Raw genomic sequence first — 21,900 nt, 5'->3', positions numbered from 1 at the left:
TTCTAACGCGCCGTGAACCGGAAGTCGCTCCACGGCTTCAGCGCATTCATCAGCACCTGCTGATCGTCTGCCAAGTGCCCGACCACGTTGACCCGGCCGTCGTTGGGCATGTCCTGCAGCGCGATTTCCGCCTCGCCCTTGTACTGGCCGTAACCGCCGTTATCGATCAGCACGTCGCCGCGGTGAATGGCCGTGGTGTCATGCGCCGGAATCGCACTGGCCTGATACGCAGCTCGGGAAGCGGCGCTACGCAGCAGGTACTCGCTGTGGTCACCGCGGTAGCTGTGCTGCCCCTCAAACAGGATTGCGCGTTCAACCGGCAAAATACCGGGCCGCGTGGTGACGGCAAGCTGCGGGTACGGCTGGTTGAACGCCGCTGCCGCCGCCTTGAGCTCGGCCTCATCGGCGTAAGCGTTGGCGATGATCAGATCATCGGCCACGCCCAGCAGGCGGTGGTGCATCACCTGCGAAGCCAGCGGCATCGTGCGGTGAGCCTCAAGCGTCGGCAGCCCGTCTTGGGTCGGCCACGGGCCGAACGTCGCGCTGTGAGCGTTGAGAAAGGCGGCGGTGTGAATGCGATACTTCAGAAACGGGGCGCTGGCCTGCTTGAAGTAATCCACCCCCAGCCCGGCGAAGCGGTGCGGGTAGAAGTTGTGCGAGCCCAGCAGGTTGGCGCGGTTGGGTGAAAAGGCCATGATGTTGTCGATCAAAGGCGTCCCCTGCGACATGTTGACCTCAATCTTCAGGTTGTAAGGGTTGCGGGTCATTGCCGCTTCGACCATGCCGTTGAACCCGACGTCCAGGCGAATGCCCCAGGCCCCCAACGCGTGGAAGAAGGCTAGGTCGTCGTAGGACACGCCCAGCTGCTTGAACAGCCCCGGGTTGATGTCGACCATCACCTTCAGGCCCAGCTGGTTGGCGTGCGTGATCACCCGCTTGAAGCCGGCCAGCACCGCATCCTTGTCACCCTTGATCTCAAGCAGCGACGTGAACACGCGGCGGTAGCCTAGCGCGGCCGCCAACCCCAGGTAGGCCGCATCCTTGTCAAAAGTCGAGCGTTCCGGGTAAACAGAAACCCCTAATTCTCCCATGGTGACTCCTTTCAGGCCGCGACGTCTTCGCCGGCCTCTTCAAGCTTTTGCTGTTTGTTTTGCGCCATCAAGAACGGCATGTAAATCGCAATGTCGAGCACGATGTTGATGGCCTGCAGCACGGAACCCGCCACGCTGTTGGTCGCCAGGAAGCCGGAGATGATCGGCGGCATGGTCCAAGGCACCACGGTCCCGGTGCAAAGCGGCACCAGACCGGTGCTCATGGCGGTGTAGGTGGTGATCGCGTTGACCATCGGCGCGATGACGAACGGAATGATCAGGCTGGTGTTCAGCACGATCGGCATCCCGAACATCGTCGGCTCGTTGATGTTGAAAATCCCAGGCGTCAGCGTAATCGGCGCCAGGGCCTGAAGCTGCTTGCTGCCACGCTTGGTCACAACCAAAAGCGAAATCGCGATGACCAGGCCAAGCGTCGCACCGCCGCCGCCCATGTAGATGAAGTTATCGATGACGGCCTGGGAAATGATGTGGCCGCCATTCGCGATGGTCAGCTTACCGGCCTGGAACAAGGCGCGGTTGGCATCGGTGTTCATCAGCCAGATTGGCGTCATCACACTGTTGACAACACTGGAGCCGTGGATGCCGACGAACCAAAACGCGCTGTTCAAGAACACCGCAACCAGGGTCCCGGGCAGGGTGTCGCCCAACAGCCCAAGTGGCCCGGACAGTAGGTTCATCAGCAGGTCATGCACGTTGCCAAGCCCGGTCCAGGTGAAGAAGGCGTAGACGGCACCGAACAACGAAATGGTGACCGCGCCTGGAATCATCGCAGAGAAGCTCTTGGACACGGCAGGTGGCACCGTGGCCGGCATGTGAATCTGAATGTCGTGGTTGATGCACCACTGGAAGATGCCGCCGGCGACCAGTCCGATCAAAATGGCGATGAACAGCCCCTTGGAACCCATGTAGGCGTAGGGAATGCCTTCAACCGGCGCCTTGTCCCCGCTCATGATGCTTGGGGTGACGACGAAGAAGGATGCCACCGCGATGACCCCGGCGGATTGCCCGTCCGTGCCGTGGGACTCCGCGTAATTCGACGCGATCCCGAAGCAGGCGATCACGCCCAACAGCCCAAAGGAGCCGTTGACGATTTTGTTGAAGATATCCGCAATCGCGACCCCTTGGATCTTGGTCACGCTGATCCAGGTGGTCCAGGCGTTGATTGGAAAACTGCCGAGAATCAGGAACACGGAACCGATGATAATCAGTGGCATGCTCAGCGCGATCCCGTCGCGGATGGCCATCAGCGGCTTGTTGCCGCTCAGCTTCACCGCGATTGGTAGCAGGTGGCGCTGAATGAACCCGTTCAGCCCACCGTTACTTTCTTTGTCCATGACTAATGTCCTCCCGTAAAACCTCTTATGATTTCATTGTCTCTTGCGAGCGCTTGGGCGGCGCGGCCAACGCGGCCCTAACTGGTTACCCGATGAATCGGCGTCAACTTAGAAACGTTACCAAATTCTTGAGCTCGGGTATTAAGCGCTATCACTCAACAGCCACATTGTTGCACCGCGTGACTACCCTGTCAACCCCAATTTGGTAAGGTTACCAAATTGGGGTTGAGCTCCCGCGGCCAATGGCCTAGAATGGGGATATCAACGACGAGGTGATCACATGACGCCACACATCACAATCAAAGAAATCGCTAAACTGGCCGGCACATCGGTCTCCACGGTATCGCGGGTCCTGAACAACAGTCCCTCGGTATCCCCGGCCAAACGCGCCAGGATTCAGGCCATCATCGACGACAACCACTTCGCGCCCAACATGCTGGCGCGTGGGATGGTTTCCAAGACCACTAAGACGCTGGCCGTCGTGGTCTCCGACATCGGCAACCCGTATTTCACCGACCTGGTCTCCCAGATCGAGCAGATCACGCGGGGCTTCGGCTACACGCTGATTCTGGTCAACACCATGACCGCCGGCGGGACCAAGAGTGCCAACAGCACCCAAATCGAGGTGGCGGCCTTTGCCAGCATCGCCGAACGCCAGGTCGACGGCGTTTTGATCTTGGGCGGCGAAATCGACAGCGAATCCGTCTCCCAATCTTACTTGGAGGCCCTGAACCGCCTCAATGCCAAGACGCCGATCGTCATCATCGGCCAAAAGGTGGCCGGCTGCGACGCACATTTTGTCGAACGCGACCAGGCGCGAAGCGTGGCCCTGATCACGCAACACCTGCTGGCCCTCGGCAACCGCCGAATCGCCTTCATCGGTGGCGAGCCCGGCATTCGCGTGACCACGCAACGCCTTGCCGCTTTTCGCACCACCATGGCAACCTACGCCCAAGTCGACGAGGCTTTGATCGTGCTGAACGACTACTACCCCCAATCCGGCTACGACGCGATGCGTCAGCTGCTGACAAGCGGTCAGGCCCTGCCCGACGCGGTGGTGGCGATCAACGACCGCGTCGCCTGGGGGGCGATGCGCTGCCTGGCCGACCACGACCTGGCCGTGCCTAACGACATCGCCGTCGGCAGCTGCGACAGCTTCCCCAACGGCGAGTTCATGGTGCCGCGCATCACCACCGTCGACCAGCACAACGAGCGGCTCGGCCGCATCGCCATCGACCAGCTGTTCGCCCTGATCGACCACAAGCAGCCGGCCGCCGCGGCCGAGACCCACCTGCCCGAGCTGATCATCCGCGAATCCTGCGGCGCCCAGCTCAAGGCGCAGCACTAGAAAGGAAGTTCACCATGTCCAATCCCACTATGTTGACCTACATTCAAAAGGAACAGGCCGCGATGCAGCGCATCCTGGCCGCCTACCCGACCGCCCAAAATAAGGCGTTGGCCGAAATTCCGCTGGGCGATGCGCCTTGGCTGATGCTTGGCATCGGCTCAAGCTACAACGCGGCCCTGTCGGCCAAGCACTACATGGAAACGCAGGCCGGCGTTCGCATTGCGCTGGCGCAGCCATACAACTACCTGCATTACGAACGGGTCGACCCGGCCTTGCGGGTCGTCTTGGGCGTCTCGCAAAGCGGCCAAAGCACCGCCACCATCGCCGCCCTCAAGCGGTTCAACCGCGAGACGTTCACAATCGGGGTCACTAGCGCCCCGGGCAAGGCGCTGTCTTTGGCCACCGACACGACGCTTGACATCGGCATCGGCCACGAACGCGTCGGCTACGTGACGCTCGGCTTCACCGCCACCGTGCTGAACCTGATGCTGTTGGGGCTGCGCTTCGGCGCCTTGCGCGGTCGCATCGACGCCGTGTACGAGGCCCAGGAGTTGGCCGAGTTCCGGACCCTTGCTGCGCAGTTGGATGGTATCGTTACCACAACCACGGGCTTTTTCTGCGTCCATGCTTCGGACTTCAAGGCGGCCACGCAGCTGACCGGCATCGCCTACGGACCGGCGGTGGGCACCATCAAGGAGCTTGAAACCAAGTTCACCGAGACGGTGCGGATTCCAAGCGACGGCCAGGAGCTCGAGGCCTTCATGCACGGGCCATACCTGGGCATCAACCCCACCCACCGGTTGCTGTTCATCCAGTCGCCGGCCGAACCGGCGGTGGCGGCCAAGGCCCAGGCGCTGCGAGCCTACGAGCAAAAGTGTACCCCCCACGTCTTCACGCTGAACTTCGCGACGCCGGAATACGCCGGCCAGACGCTGAACCTGGGGCCGGTCCAAGACGAGGACAAGGTGCCGTTCATCGCGGCCACCGCCGTTCAGACCCTGGCCTGGCTGACGACCCAGGCCAAGGGCATCGACTTGGCCGTGCAAATTTTCACCGATTTTGCCGACCAGGTTCACAGCAAAACCGAACACCAGAATTACGTCTGAGGAGGCCGAACCATGAAAATTCTGATCAACCAGATCGGCTACACCGCAACGGCCCCCAAAGTCGCCGTGGTGCAAGCCGCCTCGCCGCTTGCCGCCGGGGCCTTCACGCTTGAAGACGCCGCCGGTCGCACGGTCTACACGGCAACGCTGACGCCGGTGGGGCGAGTGGCGAACTGGCACACGGGCTACTACGCGACCGCCGACTTCTCGACCTTCACCGGCCGCGGCCGCTTCACGTTGACCATCGGCGACCACCACTCGCACCGCTTCACCATCGACGACGGCGCGATGGACCTGCGCCTCACCTCGGCGCTGGCCTACTGGTTCAAGGGGCAACGCGCAGACGGTGAGTGGGCAGCAAGCGATCACCACGCCGAATTTGCCGGGCCGCGCGTCGGCCCCGTTGACGTGGCCGGCGGCTGGTTCGACGCCTCCGGTGACGTCGGCGTCTACCTGTCCCACCAGTCCCACACCAGCTGGTACAACCCGCAACAGATGGCCTTTGCCGCCTACGCCTTTTACCAGCTCAGCGAGCAGCTGGCCGGTGCCGATCAGAACTACACCGCGGTGCGGCGCCGCATTCTCGCCGAGGCCGCTTACGGCGCCGATTCCGTGATGCGCCGCTACGTGCCGGGCCGCTCGTTCCTCAAGGCCGTCACCCGCCAAGACGCCTTGGCCACCGTGTCCGAGGCGCGGCGGGTGACCTACGAGCTTCACCACAGCAGCGCCCAGTTCGGCGCGGCGGCAACCGCCGATCAGGAGCCCGTCACCGACCTGAACTACGAGGCCTCTTTTCGCTCGGGCGGCGGCACGGCCATCGCGGCCCTGGCCATTGCGGGGCGGCACTACTACCCCGGCACGGCCAATCCGGCCGCGGCCTACATCCAGACGGCCAAGAACGCCTTTGCCTACCTCAAGGCCCACAACGCCGAGGTGACCAACGACGGCCAGTTCAACCTCGTGGACGCTTACTGCGCGTTGCTTGCCGCCGTCGAGCTCTACAAAACCACCGCCGAGTATGGTTACCTGCGCGACGCTCGCAGTTTTGCCCAGCAGATTCTGGATTCTCGCGCCGATTTTGCCGGCTACCGGTGGCTGAGCGTCGCGCCTGACATGCCGTTCTTCCACCCTTCAGATGAGGGGCTGCCGATCGTCGCCTTGGTGCTTTACGCCGGCATCGAAAACCAGCCGGTGGCCAAGGCCGCCGCGCTGACCGGCGCAAGCGAGCTGATGGCGACGGCGCTGCGGCTGACCGCCGCGGTCAACAACCCCTTCGCCTATCCGCGCGAGCTGACCAAGTGTCGTCCAGAAGAGCCGGTCGTTCCCCAGTTCTTCTTCCCCCACCACACCGCCGCGACCCCGTGGTGGCAGGGCGAAAACGCGCGGCTGGCCTCGCTGGCCTGCGCCGCTTACGCCGTGGCCGGCACAAGCGATGACCCCAAGTTTGGCGACCAGCTGGTGGCCTTCGCCCAGGCACAGCTGGACTGGCTTGCGGGACGCAACCCCTACGACGCCTCGATGATCGAGGGCTTCGGCCGCAACCACGTCCAGTACCACTTCGGCGAACGCCTCGACTTTCTGAACGCCCCGGGCGGCATCATCAACGGCATCACCTCGGGCCTCGACGACGAAGGCGACATCGCTTTGATCCGCGGCCCCCAAGACGGCATTGACGACAACTGGCGCTGGGCCGAGCAATGGCTGCCGCACGTCGCCTGGACGCTGTTGGCGCTAGGTGAAAAGAACCGCCTGCACCAACACCGCCCAACTGAATAACGACCCCGTCACCGGGCGTCACGCTTGCGCTGGTCCTACCCAGCCGCAAGCGTGACGCCCGGTTTGGCTAGCCAAAAAACGCCCGGCGCAATCGCTTAGCGCCGGACGCGCCGAAGCCACCGGGAGTCCTAGAACCCCGGCAGCCTCGGTATTTTTTGCTGATTCGTGGCAATCTTGCGGTGTTGACCTCGCAGTGGTGCTGCGTTCAAGGCCGCTTGGAGCAAGCCACGCGCCGAGCCCCTCCGCAGCTACCTCGCAAGCGAGTAGGAGAGACAGTGTGACTGCGCGTGGGTGGTGGCGCTCGCCCTGGTATTCGGGCCCATCGAGGGGCGCCGTAACGCGAAAACACGTGTGTTGAAAGCCAGGTTCGGCTTGGTATGGGCGGGGGTACTGGGAATGCTTATCTCCCGGCCATTCCCCCTTGGGACAGTGGACGCGCAACGACCAAGGCCTTTGGCCGCCTCCCTGTCCTAGAATAATCATCCAAAGTCAGTGTAAGCCCTGCCATTTTGGCTGTCAATTTTTAAGCTCACACTACAGTTGCAACGTTCCCCGGTTCGCTAAAGTCGCTCGGCTTCGCGCTGGTTCGTCGAGCTACGAAGCGCAACGCGAACACGCCGGCTTACGCTCTGGTTCGTCGAGCTGCGCCGCGCAACGCGGGAGCGGTTAGCTACGCCGCGTCACTTGGGACCAGGTGTGGGTCCCACGCGCCGCGGCTAGGCTACCCGTCCCGCTAAACCCGCTCGGCTCCGCTCTGGTTCGTCGAGCTCCAGCCGGCAACGCGAACACGCTTAGCTCGGGCTGGCACTCGGGGCCAAGCCCGGCCCCAAGCGCCAGCCCAACGCTACGCGGTTCGCTAAACCCGCCGGCTTACGCTCTGGGCATCAAAAAAAGACCCATCCGCGGATGGGTCCTTGGTTGTCTCAATTAGACGTCGGCGCCGCCACCGCCGGAGCTGCCGCCGCCCCAACTGGAGCCGCCGCCACCGCCGAAGCCGGAACCGCCGCCGCCCCACGGGCCGCCGCCACCGCGGCGCGAGCCGGACAGCAGGATGTCCAGCAGCCACCACAGCCACCAGCCGGAACCGGAGCCGCGGCCACCACGGCCACCGCGACCGCCGCCGCCCAGGCCGAGGAAGATCACGACCAGCACAACGATGAAGAACAGGCCGATGATTCGCACCAGCAGGTTGGACCCGCTGTCGCCGCCGCGGTCCGCTGTCGCCTGGCGGTAGCTGGCCATGCGCGAGTCGGACACCGTGTTTTGGTCCTTGGGGAACTTGTACTTCTTGTCGATCACGGTCGCCACGGCGTTGAACACATTGGTGATCGCCTTGTTGACGCGGCGATCGGACTTGGCCTTGATGTCCTTGAGGTTCTGGTTGAGGATGCGGCCGGCCAACGCGTCGGTCAGCGTATCCTCCAGGCCGTAGCCGACCTCGATGCGCATGTTGTGGGCCCCGTCGTTGTCGGCAAAAACGATCAAGACGCCGTTATCCGCGCCCTTTTTACCGATGCCCCACTTGGCAAACAGGTCCGGGGCGTACGAGCCGATCGCGTCGCCGCCGGTCGACTTCACCACCGCCACGCCGATCTGCGGCCTCTGGCTGGTGGTCTGGTAGTACTGGTTCTTCTGGTCGATCAACGACTGGTTGGCGGCGTCCAAAAGCCCCAGCCCGTCGTAGTAATAATGCGCCGCCGGGCGAGCCGGCAGCGTCGCCGCCTGAGTCGGCTCCGGCCGCCACAACCCAAGCGCCAGCGGCAGTAACAGCAACCAAAGCCACCACGCGCGTTTTGTCATCGCGGGCCTCAGTCGGTCAGGTCAACCGTCGGCGCCTTGTAGGCACTCGGGTCGGCCTTGAACGTCGCCTTTTGGCCCAGACCCATCATGTTGGCGAACAGGTTCTTCGGGAAGGTGACGACGCTTGAGTTGTAGTCGCGAACGTCATCGATGTAGCGCTTGCGCTCGACGGCGATGCGGTTCTCGCTGCCTTCGAGCTGCGTCATCAAGGTCGAGACGTTACCCGAGCTCTTGAGGTCCGGGTAGCTTTCCTGAATCACGTTCAGCAGGGTGCCGACGCTTTGGTTCAGCTTGGCATCGGCCGCGGCCTTGGCCTTGGTGGAGCTGGCGCTGCTGTATTCGCTGCGGGCCTTGGCGATGTCGTCGAACACCTGCGTCTCGTGCTTCATCTGCCCCTTGACGGCGGCCACGAGGTTCGGGACCAGGTCGGCGCGGCGCTGCATCACGTTTTCGACCTGGCTCCACTGCGCCTCGACGGCTTGGTTCTGCTTGGCCAGCCCATTGTAGGTGGTGACGCCAAAAATCGCCACGAACAGCGCGATGACCCCGATCACAATGCCGGTCACGGCGACCGGACTGAGCTTTTTGTTTTGCATACTTTTCTCCTTATTGGTCCTCAAGTATCCCCATTGTATCATGCCGCCGTAACCCGGCATCAGTCCCAAGCATGATTTGCGGTCAACAAAGCCGGCCCCTGACGCTGCGAATGGCGTCTGGAGCCGGCAATTGAGTGGCGGTCACCCGCCGGGATCGCTTGCGTTACTTGAAGTAGTTGAAGCCGATGGCGTCTCGCACCTCGGCTAGGGTCTGGTTGGCGACCGAGTTGGCCTTGGCCGTGCCGTCAATCAGAATCTGGGCGACCTGGCCCATGTCCTTGGCGTAGGTCTCGCGCCGCTCGCGAATCGGCGTCAGGATGCCGTCCATCACTTCATTGAGGTAGCGCTTGATCTTGACGTCGCCCAGGCCGCCGTGCTGGTACTGGGCCTTGAGCTCGGCCACCTTGGCCTTATCCGAATCGAAAATGTCGAGGTAGGTGAAGACCATGTTGCCCTCGACTTGACCCGGGTCCTCGACGTGGATGTGGTTGGGGTCGGTGTACATCGACATGATTTTTTGCCGCACCACGTCGGCGGAGTCGGCCAGGTAGATGCCGTTGTTCAGCGACTTGCTCATCTTGGCGTTGCCGTCGATGCCCGGCAGGCGGCCCTGCCCCTTCGGCGGGAAGTAGCCCTCGGGCTCGACCAGCACTGCCTGGTTGTAGGTGCGGTTGAAGGTACGGACGATCTCGCGGGTCTGCTCGAGCATCGGCTCCTGGTCGTCGCCGACCGGCACGGTGTCGGCCTTGAAGGCGGTGATGTCGGCGGCCTGCGAGACCGGGTAGATCAAAAAGCCGGCCGGAACGGACTCGCCGAACGCCTTTTGCTTGATCTCGGTTTTGACCGTCGGGTTGCGGTTCAGGCGCGACACGGTGACCAGATCGAGGTAGTACATGGTCAGCTCGGTCAAGGCCGGAACGCCGCTTTGAACCAAGATGGTGGACTTGGCCGGGTCGATGCCGACGGCGAGGTAGTCCAGCGCGACTTCCATCAAGGAGTTGCGGATTTTCTCCGGATTGCGGGCGTTGTCGGTCAAGGCCTGGGTGTCGGCGATCATGATGAAGTTGTTGTACTCGCCGGAATTTTGCAGCGCCACGCGATTTTGCAAGCTGCCGATGTAGTGGCCGATGTGCAGGCGGCCGGTCGGGCGATCGCCGGTCAGAATCGTATGTTTGGTCATGTTTTCTCCTCCTATTTGCAAAAAAAGGCCGCCCTATCCCAAGGATAGGGCGGCTGAGCGCGGTACCACCTATCTTGCCGCATTGCGGCCTCTAAGGCTTAAGGCGCTCCCACCGTGTGTCTCACGCGAGCCAATTCACCCAAGCGTTGCGTCGCCTTCCCAGTCCCGGCGGCTTCCTGACCAACCACTTGCGCTACTCATCGCGTTCACTGACGTCTGCCTTCATTCTAAGGGGGGCGGCCGGAGGTGTCAAGCGCTGCCATGGCCGGACCCGGGCAGCCCGCTGCGCTTGCGGTGACTTGGGTCGGGGCGGCCGCAAAAGCTGCCGGTTGGCCATCACCGCGGCGCCGCCGAGCGCTGCCGCACGGGTCGGCCACCCCGCCCCTGCGGCCATCGCTGTCATCACTCACGGCCTGAACGATTCGCTTCGAACGCCGGTCCGCTGGCCTGACCAGGCGGGAATTGGCCGCGCCGCCGTCGAATTTCTTTCGGCGGCGGCATTAAATATTTTATAATTACTTATGAAGTCAATAATCACCGCCAAAGGAGGACCCTATGCCCCTGTCGCTTGCCCCAGGCCCGGCCAATCCGTTCCCCATTCCCGGTGGCATCATCAGCCCCTGGCTCGAATCACTCGGCCTAGCGCTTTTGCTGATTGCCGTGGCCTCGTTTTTGATCCTACTCATCACATCCCGCGGGTCTTAGACCGCCAACTAAGGAGATGGCGCCATGTTCCACCTCATGATTTTGTTCGTCGCAGGTCTTGCAACCTTCAACTTCGCCCGGATTTTCACCTCACTGGCCGTGGCCAACTTCGCCAAGGCCAAAAAGCTCCGCGCCGCCAAGCGCCAACCGGTGCCGACCGCCGGCATCGCCGTGGTCATCCCCGCTTACAACGAGGAGAAGGACATCGAAAAATGCGTTCGGTCCGTCGTCGCCAACACTTACCCGCACAAGCAGGTCATTGTGGTCGACGACGGTTCGACCGACGCCACCGACGCCGTCCTCGACCGACTGGCCCAGGAATTCGCCGACTTGGTGGTGGTTCACCAGCCCAACGCCGGCAAGGCCCGGGCCCTGAACAACGGCATCATGAACTACGCCGATTACGAGCTGGTGATGGTGCTGGACGGTGATTCCGCGCTGGCCCCAGGCGCCTTGGCCGCCATGGTCGCGCATTTTGAGGCCGACCCGACGCTGATTGCCGCAGCCACCAACGTCGTGATCGAGGCCGCCCATAACGTGATCGAATACACCCAAAAGCTCGAGTACCTGATCGGCAACAAGTACAAGGAGGCCGAACCGGCGCTGAACCTCGAGTACATCGTCGGCGGCATCGGCTCGACCTTCCGCAAGAGCGCGTTGCAGGAAGTCGGCGGCTACAGCACCGACTCGATTACCGAAGACATCGACCTGTCGATGAAGCTGATCCACCACTTCGGTAACCAGCGCTACCACATCGACTACACCGACGACGTGGTCTGCTACACCCCGGCCGCTCACAGCTTCGCCGACCTCAAGACCCAGCGGCTGCGCTGGAAGTACGGCCGGTTCAAGGCGCTGGCCAAAAACCGCCGGCTCTTTTTCTCCCGCGACTTCGCCAAGTACAGCCCGACTTTGACCTGGTGGAAGCTGCCCAAAATCGTCTTTTTCGAAGAGCTGATGATGCTGTTGGAGCCGGTATTCCTGTGCCTGATGGCCTACCTGCTCTACTTGTACAGCGACCTGACCACGATGTCCGGCACCGCCATCGTCTACGCCCTGGTGGCGTTCACCGCGATCTTCGCCGATGCCCACCTGCCGCGCCGCGAGCGGCTGCAGCTGCTGGTCACCGCGCCGTTCACCATCTGCCTGCTGTACATCGTCAACGTGGTCGACTTCGTGTCCCTGATCAAGTGCCTGGGCAAGTCGCGCGAAATCGTCTTGAACACCAACCAGACCTCGGCGTGGGAACACATCGAACGCTGACCCCGACGCCTGCAGAAATGCGGGCGTCTTTTGGTACCCAGAGCGTAGCCGAGCGGGTTTAGCGAACCGCGTAGCGCTGGGCCGGCGCTTGGGGCCTGGGCTTGGCCCCGAGTGACGGCCCGAGCTAGGCGTGTTCGCGTTGCCGGCTGGAGCTCGACGACCCAGAGCGGAGCCGAGCGGGTTTAGCGGGACGGCTAGCCTAGCCGTGGCGCTTGGGACCCGCACCTGGTCCCAAGTGACGCGGCGTAGCTAGCCGCTCCCGCGTTGCGCGGCAGAGCTCGACGACCCCGAGCGTAAGCCGGCGCGTTTAGCGAACCGCGTCGCGTTGGGCCGGCGCTTGGGGCCTGGGCTTGGCCCAAAGTGACGCGGCCGGCGACGCAATCCACGATTCGGCTTTACATCTGCGGCCAAAACGCCTAGACTTGATGAACCAAATTAAGCGCGGCGGGGGCAACCCGCCAGTCGGGAGGGCCCATGCAGGAACAGACGAAGCAGCAGGAACAGGCACGAGTGGACTGGGTGCGTGAGCAGATGACCGCCCGGCTGGCGGCCGTCAAGGCGCAACAAGCCGCCGCCCATCAGGAAACCACCCGCGTCGAGCAGGCTTACGGCGAGGCCACCCGCGTCAACATCACCGAAATCGACGACCGGATGGAGACCAACGCGGCCGTTCAGCAGCAAAAAATGATGGTGGCCCGGGCCGTGGAAAACGAGACGATTCTGCAGCACGAGGAGGACCGCCTGACGCGGCTTTTGCCGGCACCGTATTTTGGCCGCATCGACATTCAACAAGACGGCGAGCAAGAGACGCTTTACATCGGCACCGGCACCTTCATCGACGGCCAGGACCACTTTCTGGTTTACGACTGGCGAGCCCCGATCGCCAGCGTCTACTACAACGGCACCCTGGGCCCCGTGACCTACCAGGCGCCGGTCGGTCCGATGACCGTCACGCTTGAGAACAAGCGCCAGTTCACCATCGAGGCCGGCCGCGTCACCAACGTGTTCGACACGGACGAAACCGTCGGCGACGCGGTGCTGCAGGCGGTGCTCGGGGCCCAAAGCGACGCCTTGATGCAAAACATCGTCGCCACTATCCAAAAAGAGCAAAACGACATCATCAGAGACACCACGGCCGACGTCTTGGTAGTGCAAGGCGTCGCCGGCTCGGGCAAGACGTCGGCGGCGCTGCAGCGCGTCGCCTACCTGCTATACCACAGCCGAAAGACCCTGGACGCCGATCAGATGGTGCTGTTTTCGCCCAACCAGCTGTTCGCCAATTACGTCTCCGCGGTGCTGCCGAGCCTCGGCGAGAAAAACACGCGCCAGGCCACGCTTTACGAGTTTTTCGCCAAGCGCTTCTCCGGCCTGCACGTCGAGACGCTGTTCGAGCGGTACGAACGCGACCTGAGCGGCCTGCCCGAGGCGGCGCAGCGCATCCGCCGCTTCAAGGAGCAGTCCCGCTACCTGGATCTGATCGACACCTACCTGAAGCAGCCCGAGCGGGTGCCATTTTTCGTCGACATCACGCTTGACGGCGAGGTCTTCTTCTCGGCCAAGACGATCGCCAAGATTTACGCGGCCCAGCCGGCGACCGCGACGGCGGCCAACAAGTTCTTGGACACCAAAAACACGCTGATCCGCCGGCTGAAGCTGCGCGTCGGCATGGCGCTGGGCGACGACTGGGTTCAAGAGCGGCTCGGCAGCATGTCCGAAGAGGAGGCAAGGCGCCGGCTGGGCGGCCACCGCTTCGCAAGCGCCGACGCCGAGGCGACCTTTTTGGCCCGGCAGCTGGTCGAAGAGGCCGACGCCCCGGTTTACGACGCGATTTACAACGACTACTTCCTCGATGCCTATCAGGAGTACGGGCGCTTCCTCGACGCGGTGGTTGCCCCGGTCGCACCCAAGGTCTGGGCCGTCGCCGTCGCCGCCTACCGCGCGGATCTGGAGGCGCATGTGCTGCGGCTGGAAGACGCCGCTCCCCTCCTGTGGCTGCGCGACGCCTTGACCGGCGGCGGGGCCAACCACCGGATGCAAAACGTGTTCGTCGACGAAATGCAAGACTACAGTGAGGTGCAGCTGCGCTACTTGCACCACGCCTTTCCCAAGGCCAAGCTGACGCTTTTGGGCGACGCCAAGCAGGACGTGTTCTCAAGCGGCTACCAGGCCCTGGACCTGCGCCGCGAGCTCGGCCGCGTTTTCCCCGGGCAGCGGGTTCACCAAGTCGACCTGATGCGCAGCTACCGCTCGACGCGGCCGATCACCGAGTTCGCCAAGGCGCTTTTGACCGACGGTTCCCACATTCAGGCCTTCAACCGCGACGGGGCCAAGCCGCGCCTAATGGTCCTGCCGCACGACGGCTACCGCGACGCGCTGATTGCCACGGTCACGCGGCTTTTGGCCACCAACCACACCGTGGCGATCCTGACGCGCGACGCCGCCACCGCCGCCAAGCTGTTCGCCACGCTGCAGCTGGACGTGGCGGTGACGCTGCTGACCCCGGCCGACCACCAGATGCACACCGGCTGCGTGATCCTGCCGGTGTATCTGGCCAAGGGACTGGAGTTCGACGCGGTGGTCGGCTTCGATGTGTCGGCGAAGCACTTCGCGGCGGCAGGCGATGGCGACGTGCTTTACACGCTCGCCACCCGGGCCTTGCACACCCTGGTGCTGATCGCGCTGGACGCGGTCAGCCCGTTGATTGCGGCACTGCCGGCCGAGCTGTACGACCGGGTACCGGCCGAAGCTCCCGCAACGAATTAACGTCAAAGGGCCGCCTCGCAATCGCGAGGCGGCCCTTGACGTCACCGGTGCCAGCGGGGCCGGTCGTAGCTGACCGGGCGACCGGGTCGCACCGCCAGCCACCGACGACCTGATAATTTGGTTAGAACGGTCCGGCTACGCTCGACCGCTGCGGCGTTGAGAAACAACAGGGCAAACCCGACGCCCTTGGCCCCCCAGCCCATGGCAAAAGGCGACGGCCACGGCAACGTCAGCAAAAGAATTAAGGCCGCATTCACCCCATAGCAGGCCCAATACACCCACCGGCTGTCGGCCACCAGCCGCTCGCGCTTGGCCAGCACCGCTCGCATGGCGGCGTCCCCTTTCAGCAGCGTGTCGAGGCTGACGCCCAAAGTATCCCCGATGCGAACCAGTGACGCCAAGTCCGGGTAGCTACGCCCGTTCTCCCAGCTGCTGATGGTTTGTCGGGCGACGCAGCACGTCGTCGCCAGCTGGTCCTGGGTCAGCCCCTTGGCGCGACGTGCCGCCGCCAACCTCTCTCCAAACATTTCGTCACCTCCATGGTCTTCAGTATACGAGATTCGCCGCGACTTGCCGAGATCATTTCCCGGGAAATAACGGCTAAGAATCTTGGCGTCGCAAAAGCCCTGCGCGGTTGCGCAGGGCTTTCTTGTCCAGCTATTTCACTGGTCCTTGGAACAAGTCTTGGTGGGACCCGATCCGCACAAGCCGAATGAAGAGATTGCTTCGCTGTGGCTTGTACAAAACAAGGACAGCTACCTCACCGTCGGCTAAGTGGAATTCGCTGTGACCATTAATTCAGCGCCGCGGTTCGCGGTCGCTCAGCCGACGGTCACGGCCGCAACGTCGTGGCTGTCAAGCGTCGTCAGCGCCAGCGCCGTCAGTGTCGAGGCGAAGGCGGCCGCATCGACTTGCGCTTGCGGGGCGTAAGCGATCAGCAGAAACTCGGTGGTGGCCGGCGTGACCATCGCCCGGCGCGAATCGCTGGTGGGGCTGCCGAATGGCCCGGCCGCGTCGGCGGCCACGATCAGGTGAGCCAGGTCGATGCTGCCCTTGCCGATGCCGGGGTAGCTTTGGCCAGCCTCGCCGACGGTGACCGTCAGCGGGGCGGTCAGCGCAGCTCGGTCGTACAGGCCGCAGCTGACCCTGAAGCGCAGGGACAGGTAGTTGTTCAAGTCGACGGCGCGGTTGACCCGGTACAGCCCCTTGCCCTGGGCGATTCGCCGCCACAGCGCCTCTTGCGATGGCCGGTAGCGCGACGGCTCCTTGCCCAGGCGCTTGTAGACCGCTCGCATGGCGGCGATGGCGGGGTCTTGGGCGACGGCGGCCGGCGTTTGGTACGGGCAGTCGGCGATCAGCGGCGTGAGGTGCGTGGTCCAAAGCTGGTCGGCGGCTTCGGCATTCGCGCCGGAGAAGGTGAAGGCGAACGGGGCAAGCCCCGCGGCGGCGACGGTGGCATTCAATTCGATGTGCATGATATAGTCCTTTCAGCGGTTGACTCGGAATCAGGCAACGGCTGGGGTCGGCACATCGTTTTCAAAAAGCGGCGCAAGCAGCATGGCGAATCTCCTTTCTCACAGGAACAAGGCGACGAAATTGTTCAAAAAATGCAGGCCGACGTCGTAGCGCAGGTCGCGGGTGTAGGCGTAAGTCGCGGCGAACACCCCGCCCATGGCGACGTAAATCGCGAGGTTCAGCGGATCGTCAAACCCGGTGTGAGCCAGGCCGAACAGCAGGGCCGACAATATGCTGCTGGCCACCCGCCAGCCGACGCGGTCCTGGTGCGGCAGGCAATGCATCAGCAGACCGCGAAACAGGAGCTCCTCGGCCGGCGGCGCCCCGACCACGGTGATCAAAACCATCGGCAAGGGCGACTGCTGCATCATTTTGATCAGGTCGGTCTGGTTCTCGGCCTCCGGCGTCACCTGCCAGCTGACCAGAAGGCTTGAGACCACCTGGATCAGCACCAAGGCGGCGACCATCAGCGCCATGTAACGCGCGACCGGCCAGTCGAGCCGGCGCAGCCCGTAGACCTGCGGCGACTCGGTCTTCAGGAACCGCTGGTAAATCTGCCACACGGCCAGCAGCAGGCCGCCGAACAACACGGTGAACCACACCGCGTTGGCCAGTGCGGTCTGCGGCCGAATCAGGTTCGGGGCGAGCACGAACGCCGCCACCAGTTGGTACAAAATGAACAGGCCGCCGACAATCAGCAAGCGGCCGACCGTGCGGCCAATCTGATGGCGCATGGGCGTCACTCCCTTCGGTGTTACTAGTAACTATACACCAGTCTGCGCGAATCTGCCGTTCTGCCCTACCACCCCGCCGCCAAAATGTGTTAGGATGGGCGAACGCCTCGCAGCAAGGCACACCAAACCGCCCGACCACGGGAACGGTCGGGCGACGGCTGGCGCATTACAATGGTGGGGTGGCGGGAAACGGGTTCCACCGCGCATCGCGGGAGCGGCTAGCTACGCCGCGTCGTCCGGGCCAAGATCGGGCCCAAACGCCACGGCTAGGCTACTCATCCCGTTAAGCGCTCGGTTCCGCCCTCTCCTAAACGGGCTTCACCCGGCAACGCGAACGCGACTAGCTCGAACCGGCACTCGGAGCCAAGACCGCTCCAAGTGCCAGTCCTACGCTACTCGGTTCGCTAAACCCGCCGGGCTCCGCCCTCTCCCAAACGGGCTTCACCCGGCAACGCGAACGCGGCTAGCTCGAACCGGCACTCGGAGCCAAGACCGCTCCAAGTGCCAGTCCTACGCTACTCGGTTCGCTAAACCCGCCGGGCTCCGCCCTCTCTTAAACGGGTTCCACCGAGCATCGCGGGAGCGGCTAGCTACGCCGCGTCGTCCGGGCCAAAATCGGGCCCACACGCCACGGCTAGGCTACCCGTCCCGCTAAGCGCTCGGTTCCGCCCTCTCTAATCCATCAACACCTCGTTCGCCGTTTCCAGCAGCTCGATCAGTTGGTCGAACTGAGTCTGGCCCATGCCCTCGCGCAGGCGGTTCATCGGCTCGAAGTACGTCGGGCTCAGGGCGGCGACCTCAGCCTCGCCGGCCGGGGTCAACGACAGGGTGAAGCTGCGGTTGTCGCGAACGTCCATAGTTTTGGTCAGCAACCCGTCGTCGATCAGGGGGTTGAGCATCTTGGTGATGGCGGCCTTGGTCAGGCCCATGGCGTCGGCCAGGGCCGACGGGGTCGGCGGCTGGTCTTCGGCGGCCACCCAGAACAACAGGTTTTGCTGCGACAGCGGCCGCTTGGTGTCGTCAATGGCGGGACTGAGGCGGTTGAACTGATTCAACGTCTGATTCATCTGCAAGTGTTTGAGTTTCATAGCGACGCCCTCCTTAACTTAATTGTACCGGGGTGCAGTAGCGGAACTCAACGAATTAGGAGGTTACGATGAACGAAAAAATGCTTTGGGCACACGCCCAACACATCCTGGCCCAAGACGCCTCGGGCCACGCGATGGATCACATCACCCGGGTGGTCGCGACGACCCGCAACCTGCTGCGCCAGACGCCGGCGGCCGACGCGACGATTGCCGTGGCCGCGGCGCTTTTGCACGACACCTACGACGACAAGTTGGTCGCCTCGGTGCCGGCGGCCAAGGCGGCCACCGCCGCGGTGCTGACCGCGGCCGGGGCGACGGCGGCGCAGGCCACCGCGATTTTTGCAATCATCGATCACATGAGCTTCAAGGCCAACCTGGCCGGCCGGCAGCCGCTGAGCCTCGAGGGCCAGCTGGTGCAAGACGCCGACCGGCTGGACGCGATCGGCGCCATCGGCATCGCCCGGGCGATGATGTACGGCGGGGCTCACGGCAGCCGGCTGTACGACCCGGCAATCCAACCGCGGGAACAACTGGACGCGGCCGGTTATCGGAGTACCGAAAGCACCATTTTGAACCACTTCGACGAGAAGCTCCTGAAGCTCGCCGCCCTGATGAACACGCCGGCGGCCAAGCGTCTGGCCGCCCATCGCCAGGCCGTGATGCAGGACTTTCTCGCCGAGTTTCACGCCGAGTGGGACGGGCAAAGTTAAGCACCGACAAACTTTTTCGGTCAAAGGGTTGCACCCCACGCGGAAATATTGTATATTAATCAGGCAGTTGTTTTACGACAACATGCCGTCTTAGCTCAGTAGGTAGAGCGCATCCATGGTAAGGATGAGGTCGCTGGTTCGAATCCAGTAGACGGCAGAAGCTAGAAATACACGCGTGAATCCCGCTGAATTCGTTCAGCGGGATTTTTGTTGTGGTAGTATGGAATAAAAGTAAGCAAAGAAGGCCGCGTTATGAATCCAACAGACATCATCGTCAAGGGGGCTCACGTCAACAACCTCAAGCACCTCGACGTCACCATTCCCCTGCACCAGCTGATCGCCATCACCGGGCCCAGCGGCGCCGGCAAGTCGTCTCTGGCCATGGGGGTGCTTTACGCCGAGGGCATGCGGCGCTACGTCTCGGCCCTGTCCACCTACACGAGGCGCCGTTTGGGCCAGGTCGGCCACGCCCAGGTCGATTCGATTCAGCACATTCCCAGTGCCATCGCGCTGCGGCAGCGGCCGGTGGTGCCGGGCATTCGCTCGACGGTCGGCACCACGACCGAGGCCCTGAACGTGATTCGCCTGGCCTTCTCGCGGCTGGGCTCGCCGCGCTGCCCCAACGGCCACCAGCTGCCGCCGACGCTTGAGATCGCCCATGCGATGGACGTCGCCGGCAAGGACGCGACGCTGACCTGCCCGGTCTGCGGGGCGGTGTTTCCGCTATACGGCGCCGAAAGCTTCGCCTTCAACTCCGTCGGCGCCTGCCCCACCTGCGACGGCACCGGCCAGGCCAAGCACCTGGACGAAACCAGACTGATTCCCGATCCAACCAAGACCATTCGCGACGGCGCGGTGGCCTCTTGGCGGCTGCCCGGCCGCAACTTCATGCAGATCGTTGCCCAATACGCCGGTATCGACATCGACACGCCCTTCCAAGCGCTGCCGCAGGACCAGCAGGACTTTGTCTGGCACGGGCCGCGCAACCATTACGCGATTAACATTCCGTCCAAAACCGGGAAAATTTTCCACATGGACAACGCCGTCTACGAGAACGCCTACAACGCGGTGCTGGACTCGATGGCCACCACCACCAACGAACGCGCCATTGCGCGGCTCAACCGCTTCTACGTCTTCGGCCTGTGCCCGACCTGCCACGGCACCCGCTTTGACCCGAAGCTCTTGACCCAGCTGCTGGCCGGGCAGACCATCGCCCAGGTCTCGGCGATGACGCTGGCGCAGCTGAGTGCCTTCATCCCCCAGGTCTACGCCGCCTTGCCGGAGGACATGCAGCCCTTGGCCCACGACATTTTGCGGGAGCTCGCCGGCATCCTCAAGCCGCTGATCGACCTGGGGCTCAACTACCTGAGCCTGGACCGCGCCGGTGCCAGCCTGTCGACCGGCGAGCTGCAGCGCATCCAGCTGGCCCGGACGCTTCGCACCCAGACCACCGGCGTCTTGTACGTCCTCGACGAGCCGTCGATCGGGTTGCACCCCGCCAACGTGGCCGGGTTGATCGCCGTGATGCGCGGCCTGGTCGCCCAGGGCAACTCCGTGGTGGTGGTCGACCACGACACCGCCATCATTGAGGCCGCCGATTCGGTGATCGAGATCGGTCCGGTCGCCGGGGCCGGCGGCGGTCGCCTGATCAACCAAGGCACCCCCCAGCAGCTGGCGGCGGCGCCGCATTCGTTGATCGGCCCTTACCTCACCGGCACCGCGCGGCTGCGCGTCCGGCCCGAGGCGGCGCCTGCGACCAAGACGTTCGGCCTGACGGTGTCTGACCGCTTCAACCTCCACCACCTCACCGCCGCCTTTCCGATCAACCGGCTGTCGGTGGTGTCGGGCTTCTCCGGTGCCGGCAAGTCGACCTTAGTATTCGACGCCTTGGTGCCGGCCCTGACCGCGACCCGCCGCCAGCCGGCGCCGAGCTTCGTGCAGGACCTGCACCGCGGCGGTCTGCGCCGCGTCGTCGCCATCGACGCCGCCCCGGTGGGTAAAAACGTGCGCAGCACCGTGGCGACCTACACGCCGATTCTCGACCACCTGCGGGCGCTTTTCGCCGCCCAACCGGCCGCCCAAGCGGCCGGCTACACCGCCAGCAACTTCTCCTACAACGTCGCGGCCGGCGCCTGCCCGACCTGCGGCGGCACCGGCAGCATCAGCCTGGACATCCAGTACCTGCCGGACATGCAGCAGACCTGCCCGACTTGCGGTGGCAAGCGCTACAACCCGGACGTTTTGAAGGTGACCTGGCACGGCTACTCGATTGCCGACCTGCTGGACCTGGATGTCGATCACGCGCTGACCGTTTTGGCCGATCAACCCGCCGTCGCCGCCGCCTTGCAGACGCTGCACGACATGGGGCTAGGCTACCTGCACCTGGGTGAAAGCACCCCGAGCCTGTCGGGCGGCGAGGCCCAGCGCCTCAAGCTCTCCGCTCACATGGGCCGCACCCAAAAAGGCACCTTGTTCGTCTTCGACGAGCCGAGCGTTGGGCTCCATCCGCTGGACATCAAGACCCTGCTGCAGGTGTTCCAGCGCCTACTCGACCAGGGTGGCACGGTCTTGGCCATCGAGCACGACCTGGACGTGATGGCCAACGCCGACTACCTGCTGGACCTCGGCCCGGAAGGCGGCAGCCGCGGCGGCCAGATTGTCGCCGCCGGCACCCCGGCCGCCATCGCCCAAAGCAGCGGTCACACCGGCGAATTCCTCGCCGCTCACCTCGCCAAGTTCGGGCTCGCTGAGGCCAAATCAGTTAAATAATGTTATCGCGGCGGCCGCACCTATCATTCGCGCCGCCGATGCACTCTCTTGCGGCCTCGCACCGCCTATCGATTAACTGCAAATAAATTTTGTTACTCACG

Annotated in this window: 17 protein-coding genes and 1 tRNA gene; 9 read left to right on the top strand and 9 right to left on the bottom strand. The window is 63.6% G+C overall.

Going from position 1 to position 21,900, the window contains the following annotated elements; translation table 11 throughout:
* Positions 1–2: 2 nt before the first annotated feature.
* Both NUH19_RS06005 and NUH19_RS06000 read right to left on the bottom strand, forming a co-directional pair.
* Positions 3–1,091 carry a DUF871 domain-containing protein gene (locus tag NUH19_RS06005; RefSeq protein WP_262315648.1) on the bottom strand — a complete coding sequence of 363 codons (1,089 nt, stop codon included), beginning with the start codon at positions 1,089–1,091 and terminating at the stop codon, positions 3–5.
* A gap of 11 nt (positions 1,092–1,102) precedes the next feature.
* Positions 1,103–2,422, bottom strand: coding sequence for a PTS sugar transporter subunit IIC (locus tag NUH19_RS06000; RefSeq protein WP_262315740.1), 1,320 nt, complete (start codon positions 2,420–2,422; stop codon positions 1,103–1,105).
* A gap of 304 nt (positions 2,423–2,726) precedes the next feature.
* Here NUH19_RS06000 and NUH19_RS05995 point away from each other — a divergent pair, with 304 nt between their 5' ends.
* Genes NUH19_RS05995 through NUH19_RS05985 form a run of 3 tightly spaced genes read left to right on the top strand, consistent with a single transcriptional unit; the run spans position 2,727 to position 6,676 of the window.
* Positions 2,727–3,794 (top strand): LacI family DNA-binding transcriptional regulator, encoded by a 1,068-nt coding sequence (locus tag NUH19_RS05995; protein WP_262315647.1) that lies wholly within the window; start codon positions 2,727–2,729, stop codon positions 3,792–3,794.
* Between the two features lie 14 nt (positions 3,795–3,808).
* The gene (locus NUH19_RS05990) at positions 3,809–4,900 is read left to right on the top strand and encodes an SIS domain-containing protein (RefSeq protein ID WP_262315646.1); all 1,092 of its coding nucleotides are present in this window, start codon (positions 3,809–3,811) and stop codon (positions 4,898–4,900) included.
* Positions 4,901–4,912: 12 nt separating this feature from the next.
* Entirely contained in the window at positions 4,913–6,676 is a 1,764-nt protein-coding gene (locus NUH19_RS05985; protein WP_262315645.1) for a glycoside hydrolase family 9 protein, read from the top strand.
* Positions 6,677–7,603: 927 nt separating this feature from the next.
* On the opposite strand, the gene NUH19_RS05980 is transcribed toward NUH19_RS05985, so the two are convergent.
* The 3 genes from NUH19_RS05980 to trpS form a co-directional block, all read right to left on the bottom strand.
* A complete protein-coding gene (locus tag NUH19_RS05980; RefSeq protein ID WP_262315644.1) occupies positions 7,604–8,476 on the bottom strand; it encodes a TPM domain-containing protein in 873 nt (290 codons plus the stop codon).
* Positions 8,477–8,484: 8 nt separating this feature from the next.
* Positions 8,485–9,072 (bottom strand): LemA family protein, encoded by a 588-nt coding sequence (locus tag NUH19_RS05975; RefSeq protein ID WP_262315643.1) that lies wholly within the window; start codon positions 9,070–9,072, stop codon positions 8,485–8,487.
* A 163-nt stretch (positions 9,073–9,235) separates the two neighbouring features.
* Positions 9,236–10,252, bottom strand: a complete 1,017-nt coding sequence (gene trpS / locus NUH19_RS05970) for a tryptophan--tRNA ligase (RefSeq protein WP_262315642.1) — start codon at positions 10,250–10,252, stop codon at positions 9,236–9,238.
* 555 nt (positions 10,253–10,807) lie between these two features.
* Between trpS and NUH19_RS05965 the strand changes: the two genes are divergently transcribed.
* The 3 genes from NUH19_RS05965 to helD all read left to right on the top strand — a co-directional run bounded on the left by NUH19_RS05965 (position 10,808) and on the right by helD (position 14,983).
* Positions 10,808–10,957 carry a hypothetical protein gene (locus tag NUH19_RS05965; protein WP_262315641.1) on the top strand — a complete coding sequence of 50 codons (150 nt, stop codon included), beginning with the start codon at positions 10,808–10,810 and terminating at the stop codon, positions 10,955–10,957.
* Positions 10,958–10,981: 24 nt separating this feature from the next.
* Positions 10,982–12,220 (top strand): glycosyltransferase family 2 protein, encoded by a 1,239-nt coding sequence (locus NUH19_RS05960; RefSeq protein WP_262315640.1) that lies wholly within the window; start codon positions 10,982–10,984, stop codon positions 12,218–12,220.
* A gap of 474 nt (positions 12,221–12,694) precedes the next feature.
* Positions 12,695–14,983: an RNA polymerase recycling motor HelD gene (gene helD / locus NUH19_RS05955; protein ID WP_262315639.1), complete on the top strand. Its 2,289-nt coding sequence runs from the start codon at positions 12,695–12,697 to the stop codon at positions 14,981–14,983.
* A 41-nt stretch (positions 14,984–15,024) separates the two neighbouring features.
* On the opposite strand, the gene NUH19_RS05950 is transcribed toward helD, so the two are convergent.
* The 4 genes from NUH19_RS05950 to NUH19_RS05935 form a co-directional block, all read right to left on the bottom strand.
* On the bottom strand, positions 15,025–15,510 hold the full coding sequence (locus NUH19_RS05950; protein ID WP_262315638.1) for a helix-turn-helix domain-containing protein: 486 nt from the start codon (positions 15,508–15,510) through the stop codon (positions 15,025–15,027).
* A gap of 294 nt (positions 15,511–15,804) precedes the next feature.
* Positions 15,805–16,458 (bottom strand): B3/B4 domain-containing protein, encoded by a 654-nt coding sequence (locus NUH19_RS05945; RefSeq protein WP_262315637.1) that lies wholly within the window; start codon positions 16,456–16,458, stop codon positions 15,805–15,807.
* A gap of 99 nt (positions 16,459–16,557) precedes the next feature.
* The gene (locus NUH19_RS05940; RefSeq protein ID WP_262315636.1) at positions 16,558–17,232 is read right to left on the bottom strand and encodes a type II CAAX endopeptidase family protein; all 675 of its coding nucleotides are present in this window, start codon (positions 17,230–17,232) and stop codon (positions 16,558–16,560) included.
* 674 nt (positions 17,233–17,906) lie between these two features.
* The gene (locus NUH19_RS05935) at positions 17,907–18,320 is read right to left on the bottom strand and encodes a MarR family winged helix-turn-helix transcriptional regulator (RefSeq protein ID WP_262315635.1); all 414 of its coding nucleotides are present in this window, start codon (positions 18,318–18,320) and stop codon (positions 17,907–17,909) included.
* A 68-nt stretch (positions 18,321–18,388) separates the two neighbouring features.
* On the opposite strand from NUH19_RS05935, the gene NUH19_RS05930 reads away from it, so the two are divergent.
* The 3 genes from NUH19_RS05930 to NUH19_RS05920 all read left to right on the top strand — a co-directional run bounded on the left by NUH19_RS05930 (position 18,389) and on the right by NUH19_RS05920 (position 21,799).
* Positions 18,389–19,030, top strand: a complete 642-nt coding sequence (locus NUH19_RS05930) for an HD domain-containing protein (RefSeq protein WP_262315634.1) — start codon at positions 18,389–18,391, stop codon at positions 19,028–19,030.
* A gap of 84 nt (positions 19,031–19,114) precedes the next feature.
* A tRNA-Thr gene (locus NUH19_RS05925) sits at positions 19,115–19,187 on the top strand.
* A gap of 95 nt (positions 19,188–19,282) precedes the next feature.
* Positions 19,283–21,799: an excinuclease ABC subunit UvrA gene (locus NUH19_RS05920; RefSeq protein ID WP_262315633.1), complete on the top strand. Its 2,517-nt coding sequence runs from the start codon at positions 19,283–19,285 to the stop codon at positions 21,797–21,799.
* Positions 21,800–21,900 lie beyond the last annotated feature (101 nt).

The organism is Lacticaseibacillus parakribbianus, from assembly GCF_025490915.1.
Classification (GTDB): domain Bacteria; phylum Bacillota; class Bacilli; order Lactobacillales; family Lactobacillaceae; genus Lacticaseibacillus; species Lacticaseibacillus parakribbianus.
Note: the sequence above shows the minus strand (reverse complement) of the source record. Positions and strands in the feature narration are given on the sequence as shown.